This window comes from Methylobacterium sp. E-012 (genome assembly GCF_057836545.1).
In genome coordinates this window covers 3,605,001-3,629,597 of record NZ_JBYQEY010000001.1, presented here as the reverse complement: position 1 = coordinate 3,629,597, position 24,597 = coordinate 3,605,001, and the positions used below count along the sequence as shown (strand labels likewise).

The following is a 24,597-nucleotide window of genomic DNA, read 5'->3' as shown; positions in this document are numbered from 1 at the left end:
TGCGCCCCGCCCCGCATCGACCATAACCCCCGCAATGATCTTCGGGGTTCGGCATGGGCGCGCCGTCCGGGCGCGGGGCTGGTGGGCGCTCGCCGTCCGCATGCTCGCGCTCGTCCTGACGCTGTCGGTCGCCGGACCGGGCTTCGGCCTCGCGGCGGATCTCGCCTTCCACGCGGGCAGCCATCACGGCCGGGGCGCGGGACCGGCCCTCGACGCGCCGGCAGCCGCCGCTACCGTCGATCCCGGCCTCGACACCCACCTCCATTGCGGCTGCCATCAGGCCGCCCGCCTGGAGATCGCGGCGGTGGCGCCGGCCGCCGTCCCGGGCCGGCCGCTGCGGGCCGGCCGCGCTGAGGTGCGCGCCTCCGTCAGTCCCGACCGGCTGCCGCGGCCCCCGCGGGCGTGAGCTGACGCCGCCGACCGGCGCGCGTCCCGCCCGGAGACCGGAAACGGCCCGGGCCCGCCCTCACGCGACCCCTGAACCGGACCTCCGGGCCGCCGCGCGCGGCGCCCCGCCGTCCCGGCCGAGCCGATCCCATGCGCATCCTCCCGTCCGCGGCCCTCGCCGGGGCCCTTCTGGCCGCCGGCATCGCCCTCGGTGCCGCCGTTCCGACCCTGCCCGCCCGCCTGCGGCAGGCCCTCGCCGTCGCCGGGCTCGCGCAGGCCCCGGCCGCCGGCGACGGTCACACCGCACCGGACGACCACCCGCACGACGGCCCGGCCCACGAGGCGGGCCAGGCGGAGGGGGCGATCCGGATGCGGCCCGATCAGGTCGCGGGGCAGGACATCGTCACGGCGCCGGTCGGCGGCGGCACCCTGGCGCGCCACCTCCTCGTGCCCGGCACCATCACCCCCGACACCGACCGGATCGCCCGGGTCCCGGCCCGGGTGGTCGGGACCGTGGCCGAGATGCGCAAGCGCCTCGGCGACGCCGTGCGGACGGACGAGATCGTGGCGATCCTCGACAGCCGGGAGGTCGCCGACGTCAAGAGCGAGTACCTCACCGCCCAGGTCCAGGCCGAGCTCCAGCGGATCAACTACGAGCGCCAGCAGAAGCTGCTCGCCTCCCGGAGCGCCTCGGAGGCGGCCTTCGAGACCGCCCGGGCCGCCTTCCTGGAGAACCAGCTCCGGGTCGACCTCGCCCGCCAGAAGCTGTCGGCGCTCGGCCTCGACGCCGGCGAGGTCGCGGCCGCCCAGAAGCGCGACGAGGCGACCCCGAACCAGTCCACGCTCCGGCGCTACCCGCTGCGCGCGCCGCTCTCCGGCCGCATCGTCGAGCGCCGGGTCGATGTCGGCACGGCGGTCGGCAAGGAGGGCGACCCGGCCGACCTCTACACCGTGGCCGATCTCTCCACGGTCTGGATCGAGCTGTCGGTGCCGACGCTCGATCTCGCCCAGGTGCGGGAGGGCGCCCGCGTCACGGTCACCCCGGGCCGGGCGGGCGAGGCGGAGCGCCGCGCGGAGGGACGGGTGATCTTCGTGAGCCCGTTCCTCAACGCCGACACGCGCTCGGCCCGGGTGGTGGTCGCCCTGCCGAACGCCGACCTCGCCTGGCGGCCCGGGACCTTCGTCACCGCCGAGGTCGCGATCGCCGAGGACGTGGTCCCGGTCCGGATCCCCAAGGCGGCCGTCCAGACCCTCGCGGGCCGGAGCGTGGTCTTCGTGCGCACGGCCGAGGGTTTCGCCGCGCGCCCGGTCACCCTCGGCCGCTCCGACGACGAAGCCCACGAGGTCACCGCCGGGCTCGAGCCCGGCGCCGAGATCGCGATCGGCAACACCTTCCTGCTGAAGGCCGAGCTCGGCAAGGCCGAAGCCGGCCACGACGATTGAGGCGGCGGACCATGATCAGTCGCATCCTCGCCGTCTCGGTCCGCCAGCGCTGGCTGGTGCTGCTCCTCGTGCTGCTGGCGGCGGGTTTTGGCGCCGCCGCGCTGACGCGGCTGCCCATCGACGCCGTGCCCGACATCACCAACAACCAGGTGCAGATCAACACCCTGGCGCCGTCGCTCTCGCCGGTCGATGTCGAGCGCCAGGTCACCTACCCGGTCGAGACGGCGCTCGCCGGCATCAAGGGGCTCGACTACACCCGCTCGCTCTCGCGCAACGGCTTCTCGCAGATCACCGCGGTCTTCGCCGAGTCCCTCGACATCTACTTCGCCCGCCAGCAGGTCGCCGAGCGCCTGTCGCAGGCCAAGGAGGACCTGCCGCCCGGGATCGAGCCGCGGATGGGCCCGATCTCCACGGGGCTCGGCGAGATCACCATGTGGTCGGTCCAGTACGCCCCGCCGGCCGAGCGGACCGTGGTGCCGGCGGGCCGGCCGGGTTGGCAGCCGGACGGGCGCTACCGGACCCCGGAGGGCCAGATCCTCGCGACGGAGCTGGAGCAGGTCGCCTACCTGCGCACGGTCCAGGACTGGATCATCCGGCCGCAGATCAAGTCCGTTCCCGGCGTCGCCGGGGTCGACGGGATCGGCGGCTTCGAGAAGCAGTACCACGTCCAGCCCGACCCGACGACGCTGACCGCCCTCGACCTGTCCTTCGCGGACGTCGCCCGGGCGCTCCAGGCCAACAATGCCAACCAGGGCGCCCGCTACCTGGAGGAGAACGGCGAGAGCTACGTGGTGCGCGCGGCCGGGCGCCTGGAGAGCCCGGAGGCGATCGCCGACGTGGTGGTGGCCAGCCGCGGCGGCGTGCCGGTGCGGATCCGCGACGTCGCCGCGGTGCGGATCGGGCGCGACCTGCGCACCGGCTCGGCCAGCGAGAACGGGCGGGAGACCGTCATCGGCACCGCCCTGATGCGGATCGGCGAGAACAGCCGCACGGTGGCGGCCGCGGTCGACGCCCGCCTGGATCAGATCCGGCGCGCCCTGCCCCCGGGCATCGTGGTCCAGACGGTCCTCGACCGGACGCAGCTCGTCGACGCCACGATCCGGACCGTCGCGAAGAATCTCGCCGAGGGCGCGGCCCTCGTCATCGTGGTCCTGGTCCTGCTGCTCGGCAACATCCGGGCCGCGCTGATCGCCGCCCTGGTCATCCCCGTCGCCATGCTGATGACCGTCACCGGCATGGTCGCGGGCAGGATCTCCGCCAACCTGATGAGCCTCGGGGCGCTCGATTTCGGCCTCATCGTCGACGGGGCGGTGATCATCACCGAGAACGCGCTCCGCCACCTCGCCGAGCGGCAGCAGGTCCTGGGGCGTACCCTCGCGCTGGAGGAGCGCCTGGAGACGGTGCGGGTCTCGGCCGAGGAGATGATCGCGCCGTCCCTCTACGGGCAGGCGATCATCATCCTGGTCTACGTGCCGCTCCTGACCTTCACCGGCGTCGAGGGCAAGATGTTCCAGCCGATGGCGCTGACCGTCATCCTGGCCCTGGCCGCAGCCTTCGTCCTGTCGCTGACCCTCGTGCCGGCCCTGATCGCCATCGCGCTCACCGGCCGGGTCACGGAGGCGGAGAACCCCCTGCTGCGCGGGCTGAAGGCGGCCTACCGGCCCGTCCTCGGCGCGGCGATCCGGGCGCCCGCGCCCTTCGTCGGGGCGGCGCTGCTGCTCCTGGCGGGGGCGGGCCTGCTCGCCGCCCGGCTCGGGACCGAGTTCATCCCGCTCCTCGACGAGAAGAGCATCGCGCTCAACGCCACCCGGATCCCGTCGACCTCCCTGACCCAGTCGCAGGCGATGCAGCTCAAGGTCGAGCAGGTGATCGCCCGGTTCCCGCAGGTCGCCTACGTGTTCTCGAAGACCGGCACCGCCGAGGTCGCCACCGACCCGATGCCGCCGAATTCCTCCGACACCTTCGTGATGCTCAAGCCGCAGGCGGACTGGCCCGACCCGGCCCTGCCGAAGGCCGAACTGCAGGCGCGGATCGAGGCGGCGCTGAGCGAGCTCGCCGGCAACGTGTACGAATTCTCCCAGCCGATCCAGCTGCGCTTCAACGAGCTGCTCGCCGGCACGCGGGGCGACCTCGCCGTCAAGGTGTTCGGCGAGGCCTTCGCGCCGATGCTGGAGACCGCCAACCGGATCGCCGCGATCCTGCGCGGGATCCCGGGGGCCGACGACGTGAAGGTCGAGCAGATCGCCGGCCTGCCGGTCCTCGAGATCCGGATCGACCGGACCGAGGCCGCCCGGCTCGGCCTCAGCACCGGGGCGATCCAGGAGGTGATCGGCGCCGCCATGGGCGGCAAGGCGGCCGGGCTCGTGTTCGAGGGCGACCGGCGCGTCCCGATCGTGGTGCGCCTGACCGATCAGGTTCGCGAGGACCGGGAGGCCCTGGAGAACCTGCCCGTCCCGCTGCCCCCGGGGCCGAACGGCAAGGCCGCCTCCGTGCTGCTGCGGCAGGTGGCGCAGTTCTCGGTGACCGAGGGGCCGAACCAGATCAGCCGCGAGGACGGACGGCGGCGGGTCGTCGTCACCGCCAATGTCCGCGGACGCGACATCGGCTCGCTGGTGGCGGAGGCGCAGGCGCAGGTCGCCGCTCAGGTGAGGCTGCCGGCAGGCGCCTCCGTGACCTGGGGCGGCCAGTTCGAGAACCTCGCCTCGGCCCGGGCGCGCCTCTCCGTGGTGGTGCCGGTCTGCTTCGTGCTGATCGTCCTGCTGCTCACCGCGGCGCTCGGCGGCGCCCGGGACGCGCTCCTGGTGTTCAGCGCCGTGCCGCTGGCGCTCACCGGCGGCATCGCGGCCCTGTGGCTGCGGGGCATGCCGCTGTCGGTGCCGGCCGCGGTCGGGTTCATCGCGCTCTCGGGCGTGGCGGTGCTGAACGGCCTCGTGATGCTCAGCGACATCAAGCAGCGCGTGGTCGCCGGACGGCCCCTGCGGGCGGCGATCCGGGACGGCGCCCTCACCCGGCTGCGGCCCGTGGCGATGACCGCGCTGGTGGCGTCGCTGGGCTTCGTGCCGATGGCGCTCGCCACCGGCACGGGCGCGGAGGTGCAGCGGCCGCTGGCCACGGTGGTGATCGGCGGCCTGATCAGCGCCACCCTGCTGACCCTGGTGGTCCTGCCGGCGCTCTACGCGCGATTCGGCCGGGCCGGCGGTTCCGCATCGCCCGGAGGGTGACGGGATCCGGGCCCTGCATGGGTGCTGCGCGTCGGCGGCGGGCCCTGCCGAGACGCACAGGCATGTGCGGCATCCGGAATATTGAGGAGCCGACTTTGGATAAGTGCCGCCATCATTCGTTCTGTCGTAACTATTGTTTGTGATACTCGACATGTAAATTTCCGTATAAACCAAACAATATTACGACATGATTCCAAACTTGACAGAGTGCCGTTTAACTTACAAGAAATAGTGTTTTATGAACACACTCATATCCGACGAAGAGGCCTGGAAATTTATGAAAATCGGCATTCGTTTGCGACTATACGCGGGATTTGGGCTGCTTGTTCTGATCGCCGCCGGTATCAGCGGATATTCGCTCTACCAGCAAGCTGTCATCAACGAGCAATATGCGCTCCGCGGCCGCCTGGAGCTGATTGCGCAGACGATCTTCACGGTCAACAGCCTCGCTGCGCGCCTCGCCGGTGAGGCCGAGCAGTACCGGCTCGCCCCCACGCCCGAGCGGATCGTCGCCCTGGAGCAGACGCGCCGCGACATCGAGGAGACGGGCAAGACGCTGATCGGATTGGCGATCACGGAATCGCGCCGCAAGGTGTATGGCGAGATCGAAGACAACGCCCGCGCCCTGAAGCCGGAGCTGGACCGCCTCGCTTCGGCGGGCGTCAGCCTGTCTCAGGCCAAGGAGCGCCTGTTCACGGGTGGCGACGAGTTGACCAGCGCGACCAATACCCTGGTCGCCGAGGCGCACGCCCGCGCCAGCGCGGCGCTGCTCGGCGACGCCCAGACCGTCGAGAGCGCCGTGCTGCTGGTTCGCGTCGCCAACTGGCGCTTCCTGGCGACGCTCGACCCGAAGGGCCCGGCGACCTTCACGAAGAACGTCGAGAAGGCCGAAGCCACCCTGAAGGCCCTCCAGGGCGCCGAAGGGAGCATCGCCTTCGCCCCCCAGATCAAGGCGGTGATCGAGAAGCTGGAGGCCTATGGCAGCAACTTCCAGACGACCGCGAGCGCCCTGGACGGCCTGAGAACCGTGTTCGAGACCGGCATCAAGCCGCACACGGGCGTGATCGTGGCGCGCAGCAACGCGGTGCGCGACGGCATCAACGTCGCGGTCGAGGAGAACGCCCGGGCCGTGGAGACCGCGGTGGCGAGCGCGCGCAGCGTCCAGTTCGTGCTCGTCGGGCTGGCGCTGGTGCTGGGCGTGGCCCTGGCCCTGGTCATCGGCCGCAGCATCATCCGCCCGGTGGCCGGCATGACCGATGCGATGCGCCGCCTCGCCGCGGGGGACACCACCGTCGCGGTGCCGTCGCGGGACGCCATGGACGAGATCGGCGCCATGGCCAAGGCCGTGGACGTGTTCCGGCAGAACGCCATCGCCCGGACCGATCTGGAGGCCGCCCAGGCCGCCGAGCAGGAGGCCCGCCAGAACCGGGCCGACCGGATCGACCAGCTCGTCCGTGCCTTCCAGGAGAAGATCGCCCATTCGCTCGGTATCGTCACCGCGGCCACCACCGAGCTCGACGCCACGGCCCGCGCGATGACCCGGGTCGCCGCCGACACCAGCAGCCAGGCGGTCGCCTCCAGCAGTGCCGCCGAGCAGACCGCGTCCAACGTCCAGACGGTGGCGGCGGCGGCCGAGGAGATGGTGTCCTCGCTCCAGGAGATCGAGCGGCAGGTGGTGCGCTCCAACGCGGTGGCCGGTCAGGCCGCCCACGAGGCCGAGACGACCAACGCCGCCATGGCGAGCCTGCGCGCGGCCGCCGAGCAGATCGGCGCGGCGGTGACGACGATCTCGGGGATCGCCGGGCAGACCAACCTGCTGGCGCTCAACGCCACGATCGAGGCGGCGCGCGCCGGCGAGGCGGGGCGGGGCTTTGCCGTGGTGGCGGCCGAGGTGAAGGAGCTGGCCGGCCAGACCGCCCGGGCCACCGACGAGATCGGCGGGAAGATCGCCGCGATCCAGGCGGCCACGGGTCAGGCCGCGGAGGCGATGCAGCAGATCGCCCGCACGATCGCCAGCGTGAGCGAGATCAGCGGCGCGATCGCCTCGACGGTGGTGGAGCAGACGGCGGCCACGGGCGAGATCTCGCGCAATGCCGGCCAGGCGGCGAAGGGGACGCAGGACGTGTCGGCCAACGTCGCCCGGGTCCTGACGGCGTCGGGCGAGACCGGCAGCGCCGCCACGCAGGTCCTGAACGCGGCGGCCGAGCTGGCCAAGCAGTCGCTGGCCGTCAAGCAGGAGGTCGATGGCTTCCTCCGCGACATCCAGGCCGCGTGACCGGCGGCCGGGGCCCGGATCCGGCGCCGCCGGTCCCCCGGAACCGGCGCCGTCAGGCCGGGAGGAGGTGCAGCAGGGTGCCGACCACGCCGAACGCCCCGAGGCCGATCAGCCCGACGAGGATGTACATACGCATCCGGCTCGCGCCGGTCTCCGACGTCAGCTGGGCGTCTTCGGGCAGGTCAAACCAATCCATCGGACCATCGCATCGGCTCGGATGAGCGGAGGGGCGACCCTATGCCGGCCCGATGACGCTTGGACGACCATTCGCCGGAGGGCAGACAGCCCGCGGCTCCGCCGCCGAGCTGTGTCCGCCGGATGCGGCCGCGCCCGGGAATCGCATCTCGGCCAATCGATACGGGCTGTTCCGAGGTTTCGGTCGGACGGATTTTCGTCTGAAATGCGGACCGGGCGTTGTTATATTGCTTCGGCGTTTGAATTCGCCCGTGCCGGCGGTTGCACGGTGGTGATTCCTGTGCTCCAATATTCTGAGCGTCAGTATCTCATCAGATCGTCGGGGACCGATTGCGGTGCATCGCGCGCCGTAAGGAGGCCGAGCATGTACGCTCCAACCAAGTTCAACGAGAAGACGGATTGGGAGCTGGTCACTATCTTCGGTGTCTGGATCGTATGCGAGGCATGTATATTGATGGCGTGCTTGTTTGTGCTGTAATACATTGCCTCGCCGTGGATGATCACGAAGGGCGCGCCCGCGCGGCGGCGCATGCGCGATCGCCGGATCGCGAACGCCGAGGAGGCGGGTCGCCGGGCATGTCCGGGTTCGATGGTGGGCCCGGCAGGACTCGAACCTGCAACCAGACCGTTATGAGCGGCCGGCTCTAACCATTGAGCTACGGGCCCGGCAGAGGCGAAGCCTCCCGGGAAGCGATACCCGAAGGACACGGTCGCGTCACCCCGGCGGACCCGCGGGTCCCCGCTTTCCCGTTCCGGACCGGATCGGGTCCGCGCGCGTCCCGGTCAAGTCAGCATATCGGCGCAAGCTGCACGAATCGTGAGGTTGCGCACATCGCCGTCACCCGTGGCCTCGCCGGGGGCGAAGGTCCGGCTATCTGTAACGGTTCCAGCCTTTGCAAGCCGGGACCCCCATGACCATTCCCCTCAGGCTCACCCTGAACGGGCAGCCGCGCGAGATCGCCCTCGACGATCCCCGCGTCACCCTCCTCGATCTCCTGCGCGAGCGCCTCGGCCTGACCGGCGCCAAGAAGGGCTGCGACCGCGGCCAGTGCGGCGCCTGCACGGTGCTGGTGGACGGGCGGCGGATCAACAGCTGCCTGACCCTCGCCGCGAGCCTCGACGGGGCCGAGATCCTGACCATCGAGGGGCTGGCCGAGGGCGACCGGCTCCATCCGGTCCAAGCGGCCTTCATCGCCCATGACGGCTTCCAGTGCGGCTTCTGCACCCCCGGCCAGATCATGAGCGCGGTCGGGCTGATCCGCGAGGGCCAGGCTGGGACCGATCCCGAGCGGATCCGCGAGGGCATGAGCGGCAATCTCTGCCGCTGCGGCGCCTATGCGGGCATCCTGGACGCCGTGCAGGAGGCTTCGCAGGCGGCCTCGGCCCGGACCGAGCAGCGGGAGGACGCGGCGTGAGGCAGTTCGACTACATCCGCCCCGCGAGCCTGCCGGAGGCCGTGGCGGCCGGGCAGCAGCCCGACACCGCCTATCTCGCCGCCGGCACCAACCTGGTCGATCTGATGAAGGGCGGCGTCACCGCCCCGGCCCGGATCGTCGACATCACCCGGCTGCCCGGCCTCTCCTCGATCGAGCGGCTGCCGGACGGCGGCACCCGGATCGGCGCCCTGGTGCGCAACAGCGACCTCGCGCACGACGCGATGTTCGAAAAGACCTACCCGATGGTGGCCGAAGCCCTGCTGGCCGGCGCCTCGGCGCAGCTGCGCAACGCCGCCACCGTCGGCGGCAACCTGATGCAGCGCACCCGCTGCCCGTACTTCACCGACGCCGTCTCCCCCTGCAACAAGCGCGCGCCCGGCTCCGGCTGCGCGGCCCTGGGGCACGCCACCCGCATCCACGCGGTCCAGGGCTGGAGCGAGCACTGCATCGCCACCCACCCCTCCGACTTCTGCGTGCCCCTCGCCGCCCTCGACGCGGTGGTGGAGATCGCCGGGCCGGACGGCGCCCGGGCGGTGCCGCTGACCGCGTTCCACCGCCTGCCCGGCGACCATCCGGAGCGGGAGACGGACCTGCGGCCCGGCGAGCTGATCACCGCCCTGCGCCTGCCCCCGGAGGCGGAATCCTTCCGGGGCCATGCCCGCTATCTGAAGGTCCGCGACCGTACCTCCTACGCCTTCGCGGTGGTCTCGGCCGCCGCCGCCCTCACCTTCGACGGCGGACGGATCGGCCGGGCCCGGCTCGCCCTCGGCGGGCTGGCCCTGAAGCCCTGGCGGGTGGCGGAGGCGGAAGCCGCGCTCGCCGGACAGGCGCCCGCCCCCGAGGTTTTCGCGAGGGCCGCCGACGCGGCGCTCGCCGGTGCCAAGCCCACCGGCGAGGCCAACGCCTTCAAGATCGAGCTCGCCCGCCGGGTGGCGGTCCGCGCGCTGACCCAGGCCGCCGCGGGCACGCCCGCCCGGATCCCGGCGCTCCCCGCCTCCCCGTTCGGCATCGTCTGAGGAGACCCGCATGACCGCGACCTCCACGCCTGTCTCGAATCTCCCCGCCGGCGCGATCCGGCACGGCTCCAGCATCGGCCAGCCGCTGACCCGGCGCGACGGCTTCCTCAAGGTGACGGGCCAGGCCCGCTTCTCCGCCGACAACCTGCCCCCCGGCACGCTCCACGCGGCGCTCTGCGTCGCCCGGATCGCCAAGGGCCGGGTCACCGGCCTCGACGTGGCCGCCGCCGAGGCCCATCCCGGCGTCGTCGCGGTGATGCGGCCGGGCCACGCCCCGGCGCTCGCCAAGGACCCGGACGCCAAGGACGGGCCGTTCACGTTCCGCCTCGACCTCCTGCAGAACGACACGGTCCGCTACGCCAACCAGCCGATCGCCGTGGTGATCGCCGAGACCCTGGAGGCGGCCACCGAGGGCGCGAGGCTGCTCGCCCCGACCTACGCGGCCGAGACGCCGCGGATCGGCCTCGACGCGGGCGACGTGTTCACGCCGCCCTCCGTGGGCGTCGGCGCGCCGGCGACCGAGAGTGACGGCGACGTCGAGGCGGGGCTCGCATCCGCGGACAAAACCATCGCGGCCACCTACGAGACGCCGGCCCAGTACCACAACGCCATGGAGCCGCACGCGGCCGTGGCCAGCTGGGACGGGGACCGGCTGACGCTGCACATGCCGACCCAGGCGCTCGCCATGTCGCAGGCCCGGCTCGCCGGGCTGTTCGGCATCGACGCCGACGACATCCACATCGAGAGCCCCTATCTCGGCGGCGGCTTCGGCTCGAAGGGTGTCCCGGCCGGGCCGCAGGTGCTCGCCTGCATGGCGGCCAAACTCGTCGGCCGCCCGGTCAAGCTGGTGCCGACCCGGACCCAGATGTACGGGCCGATGGGCCATCGCGGCCCGACCCGACAGACGCTGCGGCTCGGCACCGACGCCGCCGGCAAGCTCACCGCGCTCGACCACCACATCCTCACCGCCTCGTCGAGCTTCGACGATTTCTTCGAGCCGGCGGGACGGGCGACCAGCACCCTCTATGCCAGCCCCGCCATCGCCATCCGGCACGAGGCGGTGCGGCTCGATACCGGGACGCCCCTGTTCATGCGCGCCCCGGGGGAGGCCACCGGCAGCGTCGCCCTGGAAAGCGCGCTCGACGAGATGGCGCACGAACTCGGCATGGACCCGCTGGAGTTCCGGCTCGCCAACTACGCCGAGGTCGAGCCGCTGACCGGCAAGCCGTTCTCCTCCAAGGGCCTGCGCGAATGCTACCGGCGCGGCGCCGCGGCGTTCGGCTGGGCCGGGCGCCCGCTCCAGCCCCGCCAGACCCGGGACAGGGACGGGTTCCTGGTCGGCACCGGCATGGGCACCGCCACCTTCCCGGCGCTGATCTTCGAGGGCATGGCCCGGGCCGAGATCCGCGCCGACGGCACCGGCACGGTGGAGCTCGGGGCGATCGACATGGGCCAGGGTTCCTGGACGGCGCTCGCCCAGATCGCCGCCGACGGGCTCGGGATCGGGATGGATTCCCTCACCTTCCGGATGGGCTCCTCGGATCTGCCGAATGCCGGCATCGCGGGGGGCTCGGGCCACACCGCCACGGCGGGCGGGGCGATCCACGCCGCCGCCGGCGACGTGATCCGGCAGCTCTCGGATCTCGCCACCAACGACCCCGCCTCCCCGCTCTACGGGGCGGGCAATGCCGGCGTGACCGCGGCGGACGGGCGGCTGACCCGGCGCGACGACCCGGGCCGGAGCGAAGCCTTCACCGACATCCTGGCGCGGGCCGGCCGGTCCAGCATCGAGGGCCAGGGCAAGGCCGGGGCCGATCCGGCCGCGCAGGCGGCCTACGCCATGCACGCCCACGGGGCGGTCTTCGCCGAGGTGAAGGTCGATCCCGACCTCGGCCAGATCCGGGTGAGCCGCCTCACCGGCGCCTTCGCGGCCGGCCGGGTGATCAACCCGCGCCTCGTCCAGAGCCAGTATTACGGCGGGATGATCTGGGGTCTGTCCTTCGCCCTGCACGAGCGGGCCGAGATGGACCCGCGCACCGGCCGCTTCCTCAACGACAACCTCGCCGAATACCACGTGCCGGTGAACGCCGACATTCCCGCGATGGAGGCGATCCTGGTCCACGAGGACGACGCGGTGGTGAACGCGCTGGGCGTCAAGGGCGTCGGCGAGATCGGCATCACCGGCACGGTGGGGGCCATCGCCAACGCGATCTGGCACGCCACCGGCGTGCGGGTGCGCGAGATGCCGATCACGCTCGACAAGCTGCTCGGCTGAATCCGTTCCGGGCGCGTCGCGGCGCCCGGGATTTTTTAGTATGGGGCATGCCATCGGCGGCCGGCGGCCGCCGCAGCAGCGCGGAGACCGGCATGCCCCTCCTCACCAGCGATATCGGCGGCGTCGTGCCGATCGCCCCGACGCCGTTCCACCCGGACGGACGGATCGACGAGGCCTCCCTCGACCGGATGACCGATTTCTTCGGCGCCGCCGGGGTCGACGGCCTGACGATCCTCGGCCAGCTCGGCGAGGCCGGCAAGCTCGACCACGTCGAGGGCATCGCGGTGGCCAAGCGCGTCCTCGGGCGGACACGGCTGCCGGTGATCGTCGGCGTCACGGCGCCGGGCTTCGCGGCCATGCGGGCGCTGGCCCGGGAGGTGATGGAACTGGGCGCCGCCGGCGTGATGATCGCGCCGCCCAACACCCTGCGCACCGACGACCAGGTGGTCGGCTATTACCGCAACGCCGCCGAGGCGATCGGGCCGGACGTGCCCTTCGTGCTGCAGGACTATCCCCTCACCTTCTCGGTCCAGATGACGCCCGGCGTGATCCGCCGGATCGTGTCCGACAATCCCTCCTGCGTGATGCTCAAGCACGAGGACTGGCCGGGGCTGGAGAAGATCTCGATCCTGCGCGGCTTCGAGGCCGAGGGCGCGATGCGCCACATCAGCATCCTGGTCGGCAATGGCGGCCTGTTCCTGGATTTCGAGACCGAGCGCGGCGCCGACGGGGCCAATACCGGCTACGCCTTCCCGGAGATGCTGGTCGACGTGGTCCGCCTCGGCCGGGCCGGGGACCGCGATGCCGCCCACGACCTGTTCGACGCCCACCTTCCCTATCTGCGCTACGAGCAGCAGCAGGGCCCGCTCGGGCTCGCCGTGCGCAAATACGTGTTCCAGCGCCGGGGGATCTTTTCCTCCGACGCGCAGCGCAAGCCCGCGCAGGCGCTCACCCCCCAGGCGAAGGCCGAGGTCGAGTACCTGCTGGCCCGCCTCGCCCGCACCGATCCGCGGGCCAAGCTCCAGGCTTCATAGGGCGTCGTTTTCTGGGGCATCGTCTTTTGGGGCATCGTCTTGTGCCGCAGGCCGAGCGGGTCAGGCCCCCGCCTTGCCCTCCGGCCGCAGGGCCACCCGGTCCCCGTCGCGCAGGGAGGCCGGGGGCCCGACGATGACCCGCTCGCCGCCGGACAGGCCGGTGCGCAGTTCCAGCAGGCTCTGGGTCTGGCGGAAGATCGTCACCGGCCGCATCCGCGCCACCGTGGTCCCGTCCGCTCCCGTTTCGACCACCGCCACGCGGGTCCCGTCCTGGTCGAAGATCAGGGCGTCGTTCGGCACCGTCACGGCGGGGGAGACCCGCGGGATCTCCAGCGTGACGGTGATGTAGAGGCCCGCCTGGAGCGCGCCGTCCGGGTTGGGGATGTCGACCTGCGTCACCAGCGTGCGCGCGGAGGAGAGCAGCGTCGTCGACGAGCGCGCCACCTTGCCGGGGAAGATCTTTCCGGGGATCTGCGCCACCTCGACCCGGGCGTTCAGCCCGTCGCGGATCCCGTCGGCGGCGTAGAGCGGCACGTTCACCGCCATGCGCAGCACGTCGTCCCGGGCCAGCGTCAGGAGAGGCATCCCCGTATTCGTGTCCGCCGTGACCGCGTCGCCGACATCGTTGTTGCGGGTCGTCACCACCCCGTCGAAGGGGGCGCGGATCTCCTCGAAGCCGGTCAGGACCTTGAGCCGGGCGACCTGCGCCTCCTGGGCGGCGATGTTGGCCTCGGCGACCTTCACGGCGGCCTTCACCGCGTCGACATTGGCCGCCTGGGCGAGCACGCCGGCCTGGGACGTGTCGGCGTTCTGCCGGGTCTCGGCCCCGGTGCCGGCCAGCGTCGAGGTCCGCCGGTTGGTCACGTCCGCGAGGTGGCGGTTGGCCTCGGCCTGGTCGACCATGGCCCGCGCCTGGATCAGCGCCGCCTGCAACTGCAGCACCTGCGCCTGCGCCTGAACCAGCTGCTGGTCGAGGTCGGGGGCGCTGATCCGGAACAGCAGGTCGCCCTTTCGCACATGCGAGCCGATATCGACCTGCCGCGCGACGATGTAGCCGGTCGCCCGCGGGTAGAGGCTCGCGGTGTCGAAGGCCTGGGTGGTGCCGGTCTGCGTGAGGGTCAGGGGGCCGGAGGCCCGCGCGGCCGCGGCCGCCCGCACGGTCGGCGGCTTCGCCGCGGCCGATTGCGGCGGGCTCGCCGCCCGGGACTGGTCCGGCCAGTAGCGGTATCCGAGGAACCCGGCGCCCGCCAGCGCCAGGAGGGCGAACCAGACGCGGCCGCGATGCGCGCGCGGGCCGGCCTCGCCCGCCGCTGAACTGTTCCGGTCCGCCATCCTCGCCCTCGGGTCGCGCTGCGCATCGACCGCCGTCACGGCGCTCGCCGACCGGCCGGGATGCGTCCAGTGCTCTGTTCAATACATAGGCCGCCCGCGGGGTCCGGGCGAGATGCCGCACTGCACGATCGGAGCCGGATCCTGCGGGCGCGCTCCCGGTTACCCTGCCGAACATCAGGGACCGATCGACCATGACCGAGATTTCCAGGCGCGCCATCATCGCCGCGGCGGGCGGCGCCATGATGGCGTCCCCCGCAGCGGCGCAGTCCTCCGGCCCCGCCGCCCCGCTGCCCGAGCGCGGCACCAAGGGGGCCGACATCCTGGGGCCGCGCAACCAGCCCCGGGCCGCCGAGGAGCCGTTCACCCTGGCCCCGCCCACCACCGACCACGGCACGATGCCGAACCTGAAATGGTCCTTCGCGGACAGCCACATGCGGCTGGAGGAGGGCGGCTGGGCGCGCCAGACCACGATCCGCGAATTGCCGGTCTCGAAGGCCATGGCCGGGGTCAACATGCGCCTCAAGGCCGGGGTGGTCCGCGAGATGCACTGGCACAAGGAGGCCGAGTGGTCCTACATGATCAAGGGCAAGGCCCGGATCACCGCGGTCGATCAGGACGGGCGCACCTTCGCGGACGATGTCGGCGAGGGCGACCTCTGGTACTTCCCCGGCGGCATCCCGCATTCGATCCAGGGGCTGTCGGCCGACGGGGTCGATGGCTGCGAGTTCCTGCTCGTGTTCGATGACGGCGCGTTCTCGGAGGATTCGACCTTCCTGCTGACCGACTGGCTGGCGCACACGCCCAAAGACATCCTGGCCAAGAATTTCGGCCTGCCCGAGAGCGCCTTCGCCAAGATCCCCGAGAAGGAACTCTACATCTTCCCCGGGCCGACGCCCGGCCCGCTCTCGGCCGACCTCATGGGCGGCGCCGGCCAGATCCCCAAAACATTCAGCCACCGGATGCTGGCGCAGGAGCCGATCCGGACCAGGGGCGGGCGCGTGCGCGTCACCGATTCCACGGTGTTCCCGGCCTCCGTGACGATCGCCGCGGCGCTGGTCGAGGTCGAGCCCGGCGGCATGCGCGAGCTGCACTGGCACCCCAACGGCGACGAGTGGCAGTACTACCTCTCGGGCACGGGTCGGATGACCGTGTTCGGCTCGGAATCGAAGGCCCGCACCTTCGACTACCAGGCGGGCGACGTGGGCTACGTGCCCTTCGCCATGGGCCACTACATCGAGAACACCGGCGACACGACGCTCACCTTCCTGGAGATGTTCAAGAGCCCGCGCTACGCCGATGTCTCGCTGACGCAATGGCTGGCGCTGACCCCGCACCCCCTGGTCCAGGCCCATCTCGGGATGGATCCCAAGCAGATCGATGCCCTGCCGCAGACGAAATCACCCGTCGTGTCCGGTTGACGCGCCCCGGAACCCGGCCCGATCCTGGGGCGTCGACCCCGATAGACATCCCGCTACGGAGCACGGAGACAGCCATGCGCGCCGCGTCCCGCGCGCTCCTCGCCCTGGCGCTCGCCTTCCCGGCGGGCGCCGCCTGGGCGCAGGTGCAGCAGAACGACCCGAACGCCGCCAACGCCTCGTTCGGCCTGCAGAGCCAGATCCGCACGCTCAACCAGCAGCGGGTCACGGACTTCAACACGCTGAACCAGTCGATCCAGCGCAACGTCCAGTTCGAGCCCTACGCCCCCTATCTGCCCGGCCGGGGCCTCTACGGGGGCCGACATGCCGGCGCGCATATCGGCCGCCATCTCAGCCGGGACGGGATCGTGCGGCGGGGCGGCGGCATCAACACGAGCGTGTGCACCGGCTGCTGAGCGGCCGGAAAGGCTGGGCAGAGCGGGGAAAGCCCGAAAAAATCCTTTCCCCGCCGACAGGCTTCGCCCAGAAGCTCAGCCCATGGTGGCGTGCGCATGAACATCCTGCTGATCGGCTCCGGCGGCCGTGAGCACGCCCTGGCCTGGCGCCTCGCCCAGAGCCCCCTGTGCACCCGCCTGTTCACGGCGCCGGGCAATCCCGGCACGGGCCGCCACGGCACCAACCGGCCGGAGCTCACGGTCACGGACCACGACGCGGTCGCGGCCTTCTGCGCCGCGGAGGCGATCGGCCTCGTGGTGGTCGGGCCCGAGGCCCCCCTCGTCGCCGGGCTGGTCGACGACCTGACGGCCGCCGGGGTCCGCGCCTTCGGGCCCACCCGCGACGCCGCCCGGCTCGAGGGCTCGAAGGGCTTCACCAAGGACCTCTGCGCCGCCTGCGGCATCCCCACCGCCGCCTTCGCGCGCTTCACGGCGCTGGAGCCGGCCCTGGCCTATACCCGCCGGCAGGGCGCCCCGATCGTCGTGAAGGCCGACGGGCTCGCCGCCGGCAAGGGCGTCACCGTCGCCGAGACCCTGGATCAGGCCGAGGACGCGCTCACCGCCCTGTTCGCCGAGCCCGGCGCCGAGGTGGTGGTCGAGGAATGCCTGTTCGGCGAGGAGGCGAGCTTCTTCGCCCTGTGCGACGGCACGCGGGCGATCCCCCTCGGCACCGCCCAGGACCACAAGCGCGTGTTCGACGGCGACCGCGGCCCCAACACCGGCGGCATGGGCGCCTATTCCCCGGCCCGGGTCGTCACCCCGGAGATCGAGGCCCGGGTCATGGCCGAGATCATCGCCCCGACGCTCGCCGGCATGCGGGCGCGCGGCTGCCCGTTCACCGGCATCCTCTACGCCGGCCTGATGCTCACCGCCGACGGCCCGAAGCTGATCGAGTACAACACCCGCTTCGGCGATCCCGAGGCGCAGGTGCTGATGCCGCGCCTCGCCTCCGACCTCGTGCCGGCCCTGCTCTCGGCCTGCGACGGCGACCTGTCCGGGGTGACCCTGGAATTCGACGCCCACCGGGCCGCGCTTACCGTGGTGATGGCGGCCGCCGGCTATCCGGGCGCCGTGGTCCGGGGCTCGGTGATCCGGGGGATCGAGGCGGCCGAGGGCGAGGGCGTCCACGTGTTCCAGGCCGGTACCCGGGCCGAGGGCGGACAGCTGCTGGCCGATGGCGGCCGGGTTCTGGCGGTCACGGCGCTCGGCGACAGCGTCACCGACGCCCAGGCCCGCGCCTATGCGGCGGTGGCCCGGATCGACTGGCCCGAAGGGTTCTGCCGGCGCGACATCGGGTTCCGGGCCGTGGCGCGGGAGGCCGGCCAGGGCTGAACAGTCCCGGTCCCGGGCGAAGCCCGAATGTCGGGGCCCTGCCCCGACGCCCCGCCAAAGGGCTCGCCCTTTGGAAACCCCTACTCGCCGATCGCCGCCCCGGCCGGCCTCCGGTTGTCGTTGGCGCCGTAGAGCAGGTCCGGCCGCATCCGCTCCGTGCGCGAGGCGTCGTTGCCCGAGGAGGCCGCCTCCGGCGCGGCTGGCCCTGCGCCGCGCACCGCGATCAGCTCCTGCGCGCCCCAGGGCTTCTGCTCGTGGATGATGTGTCCCATGCCCTTCAGGATCGCCTGCGTATCCGCCGAGAGCGCGAAGGGTTCGGCATAGACCGTGTCGGGCAGCCACTGGTGGTGGATGCGCGGGGCGTCGACCGCCTCCTGCGGCTCCATGCCGAAATCCAGCATGTTGAGGATGGTCTGGGCGGTGATCGTGATGATCCGCGAGCCCCCCGGGGAGCCCGCCACCATCACGACCCGGCCGTCCCGCAGCACCAGGGTCGGAGCCATGGACGAGAGCGGGCGCTTGCCCGGCTGGATCGCGTTCTTGGTCCCCTGCACGAGGCCGAACAGGTTCGGCACCCCGGTCTTGACCGTGAAGTCGTCCATCTCGTCGTTGAGGAAGAAGCCCGTGCCGGGGGCGATCACCCCGGCGCCGAAATAGCCGTTGATCGTGTAGGTCAGCGAGACCGCGTTGCCGGCCTTGTCCATCACCGAGATGTGGGTGGTCTCGGCCCGCTCCCGCGTCTCCAGGCCGGGATCCGGGCGGATCTCGGCCGAGGGGGTCGCCCGGTCCGGCCGGATCGAGGCCCGGAGCGTCTCGGCATAGGCCGGCGACAGGAGCCGGGCGACCGGATTGTCGACGAAGGCCGGATCGCCGAGCAGCAGGTTGCGGTCGGCATAGGCGCGCCGCATCGCCTCGACCATCAGATGGACGCTCCGGGCGGAGTTGAAGCCCGCCGCCCGCAGGTCGTAGCCGTCGAGGATGCCGAGGATCTCGCAGAGCGTCGTGCCGCCTGACGAGGGCGGCGGCGCCGACAGGATGGTCGCGCCCCGGTAGCGGCAGGTCAGCGGCTCCGACTCGGTCACCGTGTAGGCGGCGAAATCGGCCGCCGTCAGCAGGCCGCCCCCCGCCCGGGAGGCCGCCGCGACGGCCTCGGGGACGGCGCCCTTGTAGAAGGCGTCCGACCCGCCCTCGGCGATGGCCTGGAGGGTGCGGGCGAGGTCGGCCTGGACCAGCCTGTCCCCGGGCCGCCAGGGGCTCCCGTCCGGGCGCAGGAACACGCGGGCGACGTTCGCTTGAGCGGCGAACAGCGTGGTGCCGGATTCGAGGATGTCGGTGTCGCCCCGGGTCAGCACGAACCCGTCCCGGGCCAGCGCGATCGCTGGGGCCATCACCCGGGCCAGCGGCAGGGTCCCGTATGCGGCGAGGGCGGTGGTGAGGCCGAGCACGGTCCCGGGCACCCCGGCGGCCTTCCAGCCGCGCAGGCTCGCCCCCTTCACGACTTTGCCGGCGGCGTCGAGATACATGTCCCCGGTCGCGGCGGCCGGCGCGGTCTCGCGGAAGTTGATGAACCGGCTCGGGCCGTCGGCGCGGTGGAGGACCAGGAAGCCGCCGCCGCCGAGATTGCCGCAGCACGGGTTCACCACCGCCTCGGCGTAGGCCACCGCCACCGCGGCATCGACGGCGTTGCCGCCGGCCTTGAGGATCTCGGCCCCGACCTGCGAGGCGAGGCGCTGGGACGAGACCACCATCCCGTTCTCGGCCTCAACCGCCGGTCCCGAGGCGGCCCGGGCCGCGGGACTTGCGAGGGTGAGCAGGGCGGCCAGGAACAGCGCGCGTGCCGGTGCGATCATCCCTGCCCTCTCCGGTTCGGGTCCCGCGCCGCCATATAGGGGACCACACGCCAGAGTCGCCGCTCCCACCCTCCACTTCATCCTGGGATCAGGAGGTGGGGAGGGATGGGAGCCGTGTTTGCCCGGCTTCAACCGTTGCGGAAGGTGTAGCTGTAGCCGTTGAGCGCCGGCGCGCCGCCGAGATGGGCGTAGAGCACCCTCGCGCCCTTCGGGAAGAAGCCCTTCTTCACGAGGTCGATCATGCCCTGCATCGACTTCCCCTCGTAGACCGGGTCGGTGATCATCCCCTCGAGCCGGGCCGAGAGCCGGATCGCCTCCACGGTCTCCTTCGAGGGCACGCCGTAGACCGGGTAGGCGTAATCCGCGTTGAGCACGACGTCGTCGGCCACGATGTCGCCCGCGCCGACCAGGGCGGCGGTGTTCTGGGCGATGTCGAGCACCTGGGCCTTGGTCTGGTCCGGGGTGCAGGAGGCGTCGATGCCGATGACGTTGCGGGCGCGCCCGTCGGCGGAGAAGCCGACCAGCATGCCGGCATGGGTCGAGCCGGTGACCGTGCAGACCACCACGTAGTCGAAGCGCAGGCCCATCTCGGCCTCCTGCTTGCGCACCTCCTCGGCGAAGCCGACATAGCCGAGCCCGCCGTACTTGTGCACCGAGGCGCCCGCCGGGATCGCGTAGGGCTTGCCGCCCTCGGCCTCGACCTCGGCCAGCGCGCGCTTCCAGCTGTCGCGGATGCCAATATCGAACCCGTCATCGACGAGCTGCGTCTGCGCCCCCATGATCCGCGACAGGAGGATGTTGCCGACCCGGTCGTAGACCGCATCCTCGTGGGGCACCCAGGCCTCCTGGATCAGCCGGCACTTCATGCCGATCTTGGCGGCCACCGCCGCGACCATGCGGGTGTGGTTCGACTGCACGCCGCCGATCGACACCAGCGTGTCGGCCCCGCTCTTGATCGCGTCCGGCACGATGTATTCGAGCTTGCGCAGCTTGTTGCCGCCATAGGCGAGGCCGGAATTGCAATCCTCGCGCTTGGCGTAGAGTTCGACTTCGCCGCCGAGATGGGCGGTGAGACGCTTGAGCGGCTCGATCGGCGTCGGGCCGAAGGTCAGGGGATAGCGCTCGAATTGGTCCAGCATCGGGTCTCTCCGGGTCTCGGGACGCATCCAGGCCGAAGCGGTCTCGGCCCGGCCCGGATGCGTCGAGGCGACGCCCACAGGACGGCCGGATCGGGGGGAAACCGGTTCGTCTGCGAGGCGCCGAGGAAAACTACCAGACGTCTGCCGAAAGGTGCTCTCGATCTTTCCGCGTCGAAGGCCTGACGCTTGCATTGCCAGGCCGAGATGCCGCAGAGGATTTCGAATTCGGGATCCAAGGTGAAAGAATCCACCATGGCCGCAGGGCTCGACCGGATCGACCAGAAGATCCTACGCCTGCTGCAGGCGGACGGCCGCATGGCCAATGCCGAGATCGCCGAGCGCTCCGGCACCAGCGCGGCCACCTGCCACCGGCGGATCCAGCGCCTGTTCGCGGACGGGTTCGTGCGGGCGGTCCGGGCGCTGATCGACCCGGCCCGGGTCGGGCGGGGCACGCTGGTCTTCGTCGGCGTCGTTCTGGACCGCTCGACGCCCGAGAGCTTCTCGGAGTTCGAGGCCGCCGTGCGGACGATCCCGGTGTTGCTCGACTGCCATCTCGTGGCCGGCGACTTCGACTACATCCTGAAGATCCGCGTCTCCGACATGGCCGATTTCAACCGGCTCCACAGCGCCACGCTGATCGGCCTGCCGGGGGTGCGCCAGACCCGGACCTTCTTCGTGATGAAGGAGGTGATCGACAACGCGCCGCTGGCCCTGTGACGCGCGGGGCCGCCGCATCCGGGCTCCGGCCGGATCACCCGCCAGGGGGCTGCGTGCCCTTGGGAACCCCGTGACGGGGGCGGCCTACCCCTCCCCGCGCCGCGCCCTGCGCAGCGTTTCCCACCGCTCCAGCCGCTCGGCCAGGCGGCTCTCGTAGCCGCGGTCTGTGGGCGCGTAGAGGTGCTGGCGCCCCAGCGCGTCGGGCCAGTAATCCTGGCCCGAGAAGGCGTCGGGCTCGTCGTGGTCGTAGCGGTAGCCCTCGCCGTAGCCGATCCGCTTCATCAGCTTGGTCGGCGCGTTCAGGATGGTGCGCGGCGGCGGCAGGGAGCCCGCTTCCTTGGCGAGCCGGGTCGCGGCCTTGTAGGCCTCGTAGACGGCGTTCGATTTCGGCGCGCAGGCGAGGTAGAGCGCGGCCTGCGCCAGCGCCAGCTCGCCCTCCGGACTGCCGAGGAAGTCGAACGCGTCCTTGGCGGCGTTGGCCACCACCAGAGCCTGCGGGTCGGCGAGCCCGATATCCTCCACCGCCATGCGCACCAGCCGGCGGGCGATGAACAGCCGGTCCTCGCCGGCATCGAGCATCCGGCAGAGATAGTAGAGCGCCGCGTCCGGATCCGAGCCGCGCACGGTCTTGTGCAGCGCCGAGATCAGGTTGTAGTGGCCCTCCTGCGCCTTGTCGTAGATCGGCGCCCGCCGCTGCACGATTCTTTGTAACTCTTCGGCGTCGAGGGTCTCGCCCGGTTGCGCCGAGCGCCAGACCTCTTCGGCAAGCGTCAGCGCCGCCCGGCCGTCGCCGTCGGCCATCCGCACCAGCACGCCGCGGGCCTCCTCGGTGAGCGGCAGGGCCTGTTCGGTCAGCGCCTCGGCCCGGACCAGCAGCCGGGCGATCGCCCCCGGATCGAGGGCGCGGAACAGCAGCACCCGGGCGCGGGACAGGAGGGCTGCGTTCAGCTCGAAGGAGGGGTTCTCGGTGGTGGCGCCGACCAGGGTGACGGTACCGTCCTCCATCACCGGCAGGAAGGCGTCGAGCTGCGCCCGGTTGAACCGGTGGATCTCGTCGACGAACAGCAGGGTCGCCTGTCCGGCCGCCCGGCGCCTGCGGGCGGCCTCGAACACCTTGCGCAGCTCGGGCACACCGGAAAAGATCGCCGAGATCTGCTCGAAATGCAGGTCGGTGCCCTGGGCGAGCAGCCGCGCCACGGTGGTCTTGCCGGTGCCGGGCGGTCCCCAGAAGATCAGCGAGCCGAGGCTCTTTCCGCGCAGGAGGCGGGTGAGGCTGCCGCCCTCGCCGGTCAGGTGCTCCTGACCGACGACCTCGGTGAGGCTCTGCGGCCGCAGCCGGTCCGCGAGGGGGCGGGCTGCCTCGGGGCCGGGCGCGCGCCCGGGATCCGGCGTGGCTGGGGGCTCCGCGGAGGCGAACAGGTCGGACATCCGCGCATCAACACCGGGCGCGGCCGGGGGCGCAAGCCGGTCGCCGGCGATCGCGCGGGATCAGCCCCCGAACACCGAGGTCAGGACCTCGCCGTTGCGGTTGATCGCGACCTCCCAGGAATTGAGGCTGTTGCGGGTGACCCGGTCGAGATCCTTGGTGGTCGCCATCGGCACGCCGTTGACCGCCACGATCAGGTCGCCCCGCTGCAGCCCGACCCGGGCCGCGACGGAGTTCTCGTCCACCGCCTGCACGGCCACGCCGTCGGCGGGGAAGTCGACCTGCATCTCCTCGGCCACCGCCGGCGAGGTGTTGACCAGCGTCGCGCCGAGGAAGGGCGAGCGGGTCTTCACCTTGAGCACGTCGCGCGGGCGCGTCTCGGGGGCCGGGGCGAGCTTGACCGCGACGGTCTGGCGGGCCGTGCCGCGCAGGATCCCGAACCGGGCCTGGCCCTGGACGCCCTTGAGCGCGAAGCGGTACCCGAACGCCTCCGGGTCGGCGACCTCCTGGCCGTCGACCGTGAGGATCAGGTCGCCGCGCTTCAGGCCCGCCTCGTCGGCCGGGCTCTTGGCCTGCAGGCTCGCCACCAGCACGCCGGTCGGATGGTCGAGGCCCATGCTGTCGGCGATGTCGGGGGTGACGCTCTGGATGCGTGCGCCGAGCCAGGGCCGGCGCACGACGCTCGCCCCGTCGCGGGCGGCGTCGACCACCGCCTTGACCATGCCCACCGGGATCGCGAAGCCGATGCCGTGGCTGCCGCCCGACTGCGAGTAGATCGCCGTGTTGATGCCGACCAGCTGGCCGCGCAGGTCGACCAGCGCGCCGCCCGAATTGCCCGGGTTGATCGCCGCGTCGGTCTGGATGAAGTACTGGTAGTCCGCCGAGCCGACCTGCGTACGCGCCAGCGCCGAGACGATGCCCTGCGTCACGGTCTGGCCGACGCCGAACGGGTTGCCGATCGCCATCACGAAATCGCCGACCTCGAGGGCGTCGGCGTCGCCGAAGGGCATCGGCACGAGGTTCTTCGGCGGCTCCTTGATCTTGAGCACGGCGAGGTCGGTGCGGGTGTCGCGCATCACGATGGCGGCCTCGAACTCCCGCCGGTCCGCCAGCGCGATCCGCACCTCGTTCATGTTGTCGATGACGTGGTTGTTGGTGATGACGAGCCCGTCGGCATCGACCAGCACCCCCGAGCCCAGGGATTTCTGGGCCCGGTCGCCCCGCGGTCCCCGGCCCCCCTCCGGCTCGCCGAAGAAGCGGCGCATGAACTCCTCCATGGCGCTGGAGCGCGCGCTGGAGCTCTTCTCCACGTGGGAGGCGTAGACATTCACCACCGAGGGTGCGGCCCGCTTCACCACCGGGGCGAAGGAGAGCTGCACGTCGGCCTTGCTGAGCGGCACGGCCTTAGCCGTCCCGTCCCTGACGGCGTCCCGCGCCTCGGTGCGCGCCATCTGGGCCGCGGCCGGGCCGGCGGCCATCAGGACCGCGACGAGGGCGGGCAGGGCGAGGCGGTTCAGCATGCAGGGCTCCGGCGTCAGGGCGGGCACGCCGTCCAGGCCGGGACGAGGGGCGCGCGCCGCGCACCCCTACGCTATCGTGACCGATTGCGGCAGGTCCACGACACCGTCGCCGCAAGGGGCCGGGATCCG

At 72.0% G+C, this 24,597-nt stretch carries 18 protein-coding genes and 1 tRNA gene; 12 read left to right on the top strand and 7 right to left on the bottom strand.

Going from position 1 to position 24,597, the window contains the following annotated elements; all coding sequences use genetic code 11:
• Positions 1 to 34: 34 nt before the first annotated feature.
• From AC3IF1_RS17595 to AC3IF1_RS17580, 4 genes are all read left to right on the top strand, one after another.
• Positions 35 to 406, top strand: coding sequence for a hypothetical protein (locus AC3IF1_RS17595; RefSeq protein ID WP_489218659.1), 372 nt, complete (start codon positions 35 to 37; stop codon positions 404 to 406).
• A 131-nt stretch (positions 407 to 537) separates the two neighbouring features.
• Positions 538 to 1,830, top strand: coding sequence for an efflux RND transporter periplasmic adaptor subunit (locus AC3IF1_RS17590; protein WP_489218658.1), 1,293 nt, complete (start codon positions 538 to 540; stop codon positions 1,828 to 1,830).
• Positions 1,831 to 1,841: 11 nt separating this feature from the next.
• A complete protein-coding gene (locus tag AC3IF1_RS17585) occupies positions 1,842 to 5,051 on the top strand; it encodes an efflux RND transporter permease subunit (RefSeq protein WP_489218657.1) in 3,210 nt (1,069 codons plus the stop codon).
• A gap of 277 nt (positions 5,052 to 5,328) precedes the next feature.
• Positions 5,329 to 7,326, top strand: a complete 1,998-nt coding sequence (locus AC3IF1_RS17580) for a methyl-accepting chemotaxis protein (protein WP_489218656.1) — start codon at positions 5,329 to 5,331, stop codon at positions 7,324 to 7,326.
• Positions 7,327 to 7,378: 52 nt separating this feature from the next.
• Here AC3IF1_RS17580 and AC3IF1_RS17575 read toward each other — a convergent pair whose 3' ends face one another.
• Entirely contained in the window at positions 7,379 to 7,522 is a 144-nt protein-coding gene (locus tag AC3IF1_RS17575) for a hypothetical protein (RefSeq protein WP_243973610.1), read from the bottom strand.
• Positions 7,523 to 8,111: 589 nt separating this feature from the next.
• Positions 8,112 to 8,187 (bottom strand) — tRNA-Ile (locus AC3IF1_RS17570).
• Between the two features lie 245 nt (positions 8,188 to 8,432).
• Here AC3IF1_RS17570 and AC3IF1_RS17565 point away from each other — a divergent pair.
• The 4 genes from AC3IF1_RS17565 to AC3IF1_RS17550 all read left to right on the top strand — a co-directional run bounded on the left by AC3IF1_RS17565 (position 8,433) and on the right by AC3IF1_RS17550 (position 13,282).
• Positions 8,433 to 8,936 (top strand): (2Fe-2S)-binding protein, encoded by a 504-nt coding sequence (locus AC3IF1_RS17565; RefSeq protein WP_243972617.1) that lies wholly within the window; start codon positions 8,433 to 8,435, stop codon positions 8,934 to 8,936.
• Positions 8,933 to 9,973 (top strand): FAD binding domain-containing protein, encoded by a 1,041-nt coding sequence (locus tag AC3IF1_RS17560; RefSeq protein WP_489218655.1) that lies wholly within the window; start codon positions 8,933 to 8,935, stop codon positions 9,971 to 9,973. Before AC3IF1_RS17565 ends, AC3IF1_RS17560 begins: the two co-directional genes overlap by 4 nt.
• 10 nt (positions 9,974 to 9,983) lie before the next feature.
• The gene (locus AC3IF1_RS17555) at positions 9,984 to 12,248 is read left to right on the top strand and encodes a xanthine dehydrogenase family protein molybdopterin-binding subunit (protein WP_489218654.1); all 2,265 of its coding nucleotides are present in this window, start codon (positions 9,984 to 9,986) and stop codon (positions 12,246 to 12,248) included.
• Positions 12,249 to 12,340: 92 nt separating this feature from the next.
• Entirely contained in the window at positions 12,341 to 13,282 is a 942-nt protein-coding gene (locus AC3IF1_RS17550) for a dihydrodipicolinate synthase family protein (protein ID WP_489218653.1), read from the top strand.
• Between the two features lie 60 nt (positions 13,283 to 13,342).
• On the opposite strand, the gene AC3IF1_RS17545 is transcribed toward AC3IF1_RS17550, so the two are convergent.
• A complete protein-coding gene (locus AC3IF1_RS17545; protein WP_489218652.1) occupies positions 13,343 to 14,614 on the bottom strand; it encodes an efflux RND transporter periplasmic adaptor subunit in 1,272 nt (423 codons plus the stop codon).
• Between the two features lie 191 nt (positions 14,615 to 14,805).
• Between AC3IF1_RS17545 and AC3IF1_RS17540 the strand changes: the two genes are divergently transcribed.
• From AC3IF1_RS17540 to purD, 3 genes are all read left to right on the top strand, one after another.
• A complete protein-coding gene (locus AC3IF1_RS17540; RefSeq protein ID WP_489218651.1) occupies positions 14,806 to 16,032 on the top strand; it encodes an oxalate decarboxylase family bicupin in 1,227 nt (408 codons plus the stop codon).
• 74 nt (positions 16,033 to 16,106) lie between these two features.
• On the top strand, positions 16,107 to 16,445 hold the full coding sequence (locus AC3IF1_RS17535; protein WP_243972607.1) for a hypothetical protein: 339 nt from the start codon (positions 16,107 to 16,109) through the stop codon (positions 16,443 to 16,445).
• A 96-nt stretch (positions 16,446 to 16,541) separates the two neighbouring features.
• Positions 16,542 to 17,816: a phosphoribosylamine--glycine ligase gene (purD, locus tag AC3IF1_RS17530; RefSeq protein ID WP_489218650.1), complete on the top strand. Its 1,275-nt coding sequence runs from the start codon at positions 16,542 to 16,544 to the stop codon at positions 17,814 to 17,816.
• 80 nt (positions 17,817 to 17,896) lie between these two features.
• Here the strand turns inward: purD and ggt are convergent, their stop codons facing one another.
• Both ggt and AC3IF1_RS17520 read right to left on the bottom strand, forming a co-directional pair.
• Complete coding sequence (gene ggt, locus AC3IF1_RS17525; protein WP_489218649.1) at positions 17,897 to 19,666, bottom strand: gamma-glutamyltransferase; 1,770 nt, start codon at positions 19,664 to 19,666, stop codon at positions 17,897 to 17,899.
• A gap of 128 nt (positions 19,667 to 19,794) precedes the next feature.
• Positions 19,795 to 20,805: a 1-aminocyclopropane-1-carboxylate deaminase gene (locus AC3IF1_RS17520; RefSeq protein WP_489218648.1), complete on the bottom strand. Its 1,011-nt coding sequence runs from the start codon at positions 20,803 to 20,805 to the stop codon at positions 19,795 to 19,797.
• Positions 20,806 to 21,057: 252 nt separating this feature from the next.
• Here AC3IF1_RS17520 and AC3IF1_RS17515 point away from each other — a divergent pair, with 252 nt between their 5' ends.
• Positions 21,058 to 21,522, top strand: a complete 465-nt coding sequence (locus AC3IF1_RS17515) for an Lrp/AsnC ligand binding domain-containing protein (RefSeq protein ID WP_489220408.1) — start codon at positions 21,058 to 21,060, stop codon at positions 21,520 to 21,522.
• Positions 21,523 to 21,606: 84 nt separating this feature from the next.
• Here the strand turns inward: AC3IF1_RS17515 and AC3IF1_RS17510 are convergent, their stop codons facing one another.
• On the bottom strand, positions 21,607 to 22,950 hold the full coding sequence (locus AC3IF1_RS17510; RefSeq protein WP_489218646.1) for a replication-associated recombination protein A: 1,344 nt from the start codon (positions 22,948 to 22,950) through the stop codon (positions 21,607 to 21,609).
• A 60-nt stretch (positions 22,951 to 23,010) separates the two neighbouring features.
• The gene (locus tag AC3IF1_RS17505; protein ID WP_489218645.1) at positions 23,011 to 24,468 is read right to left on the bottom strand and encodes a Do family serine endopeptidase; all 1,458 of its coding nucleotides are present in this window, start codon (positions 24,466 to 24,468) and stop codon (positions 23,011 to 23,013) included.
• Between the last annotated feature and the right edge of the window lie 129 nt (positions 24,469 to 24,597).

What these genes read in the sequence shown, in the direction of transcription:
- AC3IF1_RS17595 (WP_489218659.1), top strand. Translation starts at nt 35, where the DNA reads ATGATCTTCGGGGTTCGGCATGGGCGCGCCGTCCGGGCGCGGGGCTGG.
- AC3IF1_RS17590 (WP_489218658.1), top strand. Translation starts at nt 538, where the DNA reads ATGCGCATCCTCCCGTCCGCGGCCCTCGCCGGGGCCCTTCTGGCCGCC.
- AC3IF1_RS17585 (WP_489218657.1), top strand. Translation starts at nt 1,842, where the DNA reads ATGATCAGTCGCATCCTCGCCGTCTCGGTCCGCCAGCGCTGGCTGGTG.
- AC3IF1_RS17580 (WP_489218656.1), top strand. Translation starts at nt 5,329, where the DNA reads ATGAAAATCGGCATTCGTTTGCGACTATACGCGGGATTTGGGCTGCTT.
- AC3IF1_RS17575 (WP_243973610.1), bottom strand. Translation starts at nt 7,522, where the DNA reads ATGGATTGGTTTGACCTGCCCGAAGACGCCCAGCTGACGTCGGAGACC.
- AC3IF1_RS17565 (WP_243972617.1), top strand. Translation starts at nt 8,433, where the DNA reads ATGACCATTCCCCTCAGGCTCACCCTGAACGGGCAGCCGCGCGAGATC.
- AC3IF1_RS17555 (WP_489218654.1), top strand. Translation starts at nt 9,984, where the DNA reads ATGACCGCGACCTCCACGCCTGTCTCGAATCTCCCCGCCGGCGCGATC.
- AC3IF1_RS17550 (WP_489218653.1), top strand. Translation starts at nt 12,341, where the DNA reads ATGCCCCTCCTCACCAGCGATATCGGCGGCGTCGTGCCGATCGCCCCG.
- AC3IF1_RS17545 (WP_489218652.1), bottom strand. Translation starts at nt 14,614, where the DNA reads ATGGCGGACCGGAACAGTTCAGCGGCGGGCGAGGCCGGCCCGCGCGCG.
- AC3IF1_RS17540 (WP_489218651.1), top strand. Translation starts at nt 14,806, where the DNA reads ATGACCGAGATTTCCAGGCGCGCCATCATCGCCGCGGCGGGCGGCGCC.
- AC3IF1_RS17535 (WP_243972607.1), top strand. Translation starts at nt 16,107, where the DNA reads ATGCGCGCCGCGTCCCGCGCGCTCCTCGCCCTGGCGCTCGCCTTCCCG.
- purD (WP_489218650.1), top strand. Translation starts at nt 16,542, where the DNA reads ATGAACATCCTGCTGATCGGCTCCGGCGGCCGTGAGCACGCCCTGGCC.
- ggt (WP_489218649.1), bottom strand. Translation starts at nt 19,666, where the DNA reads ATGATCGCACCGGCACGCGCGCTGTTCCTGGCCGCCCTGCTCACCCTC.
- AC3IF1_RS17520 (WP_489218648.1), bottom strand. Translation starts at nt 20,805, where the DNA reads ATGCTGGACCAATTCGAGCGCTATCCCCTGACCTTCGGCCCGACGCCG.
- AC3IF1_RS17515 (WP_489220408.1), top strand. Translation starts at nt 21,058, where the DNA reads ATGGCCGCAGGGCTCGACCGGATCGACCAGAAGATCCTACGCCTGCTG.
- AC3IF1_RS17510 (WP_489218646.1), bottom strand. Translation starts at nt 22,950, where the DNA reads ATGTCCGACCTGTTCGCCTCCGCGGAGCCCCCAGCCACGCCGGATCCC.
- AC3IF1_RS17505 (WP_489218645.1), bottom strand. Translation starts at nt 24,468, where the DNA reads ATGCTGAACCGCCTCGCCCTGCCCGCCCTCGTCGCGGTCCTGATGGCC.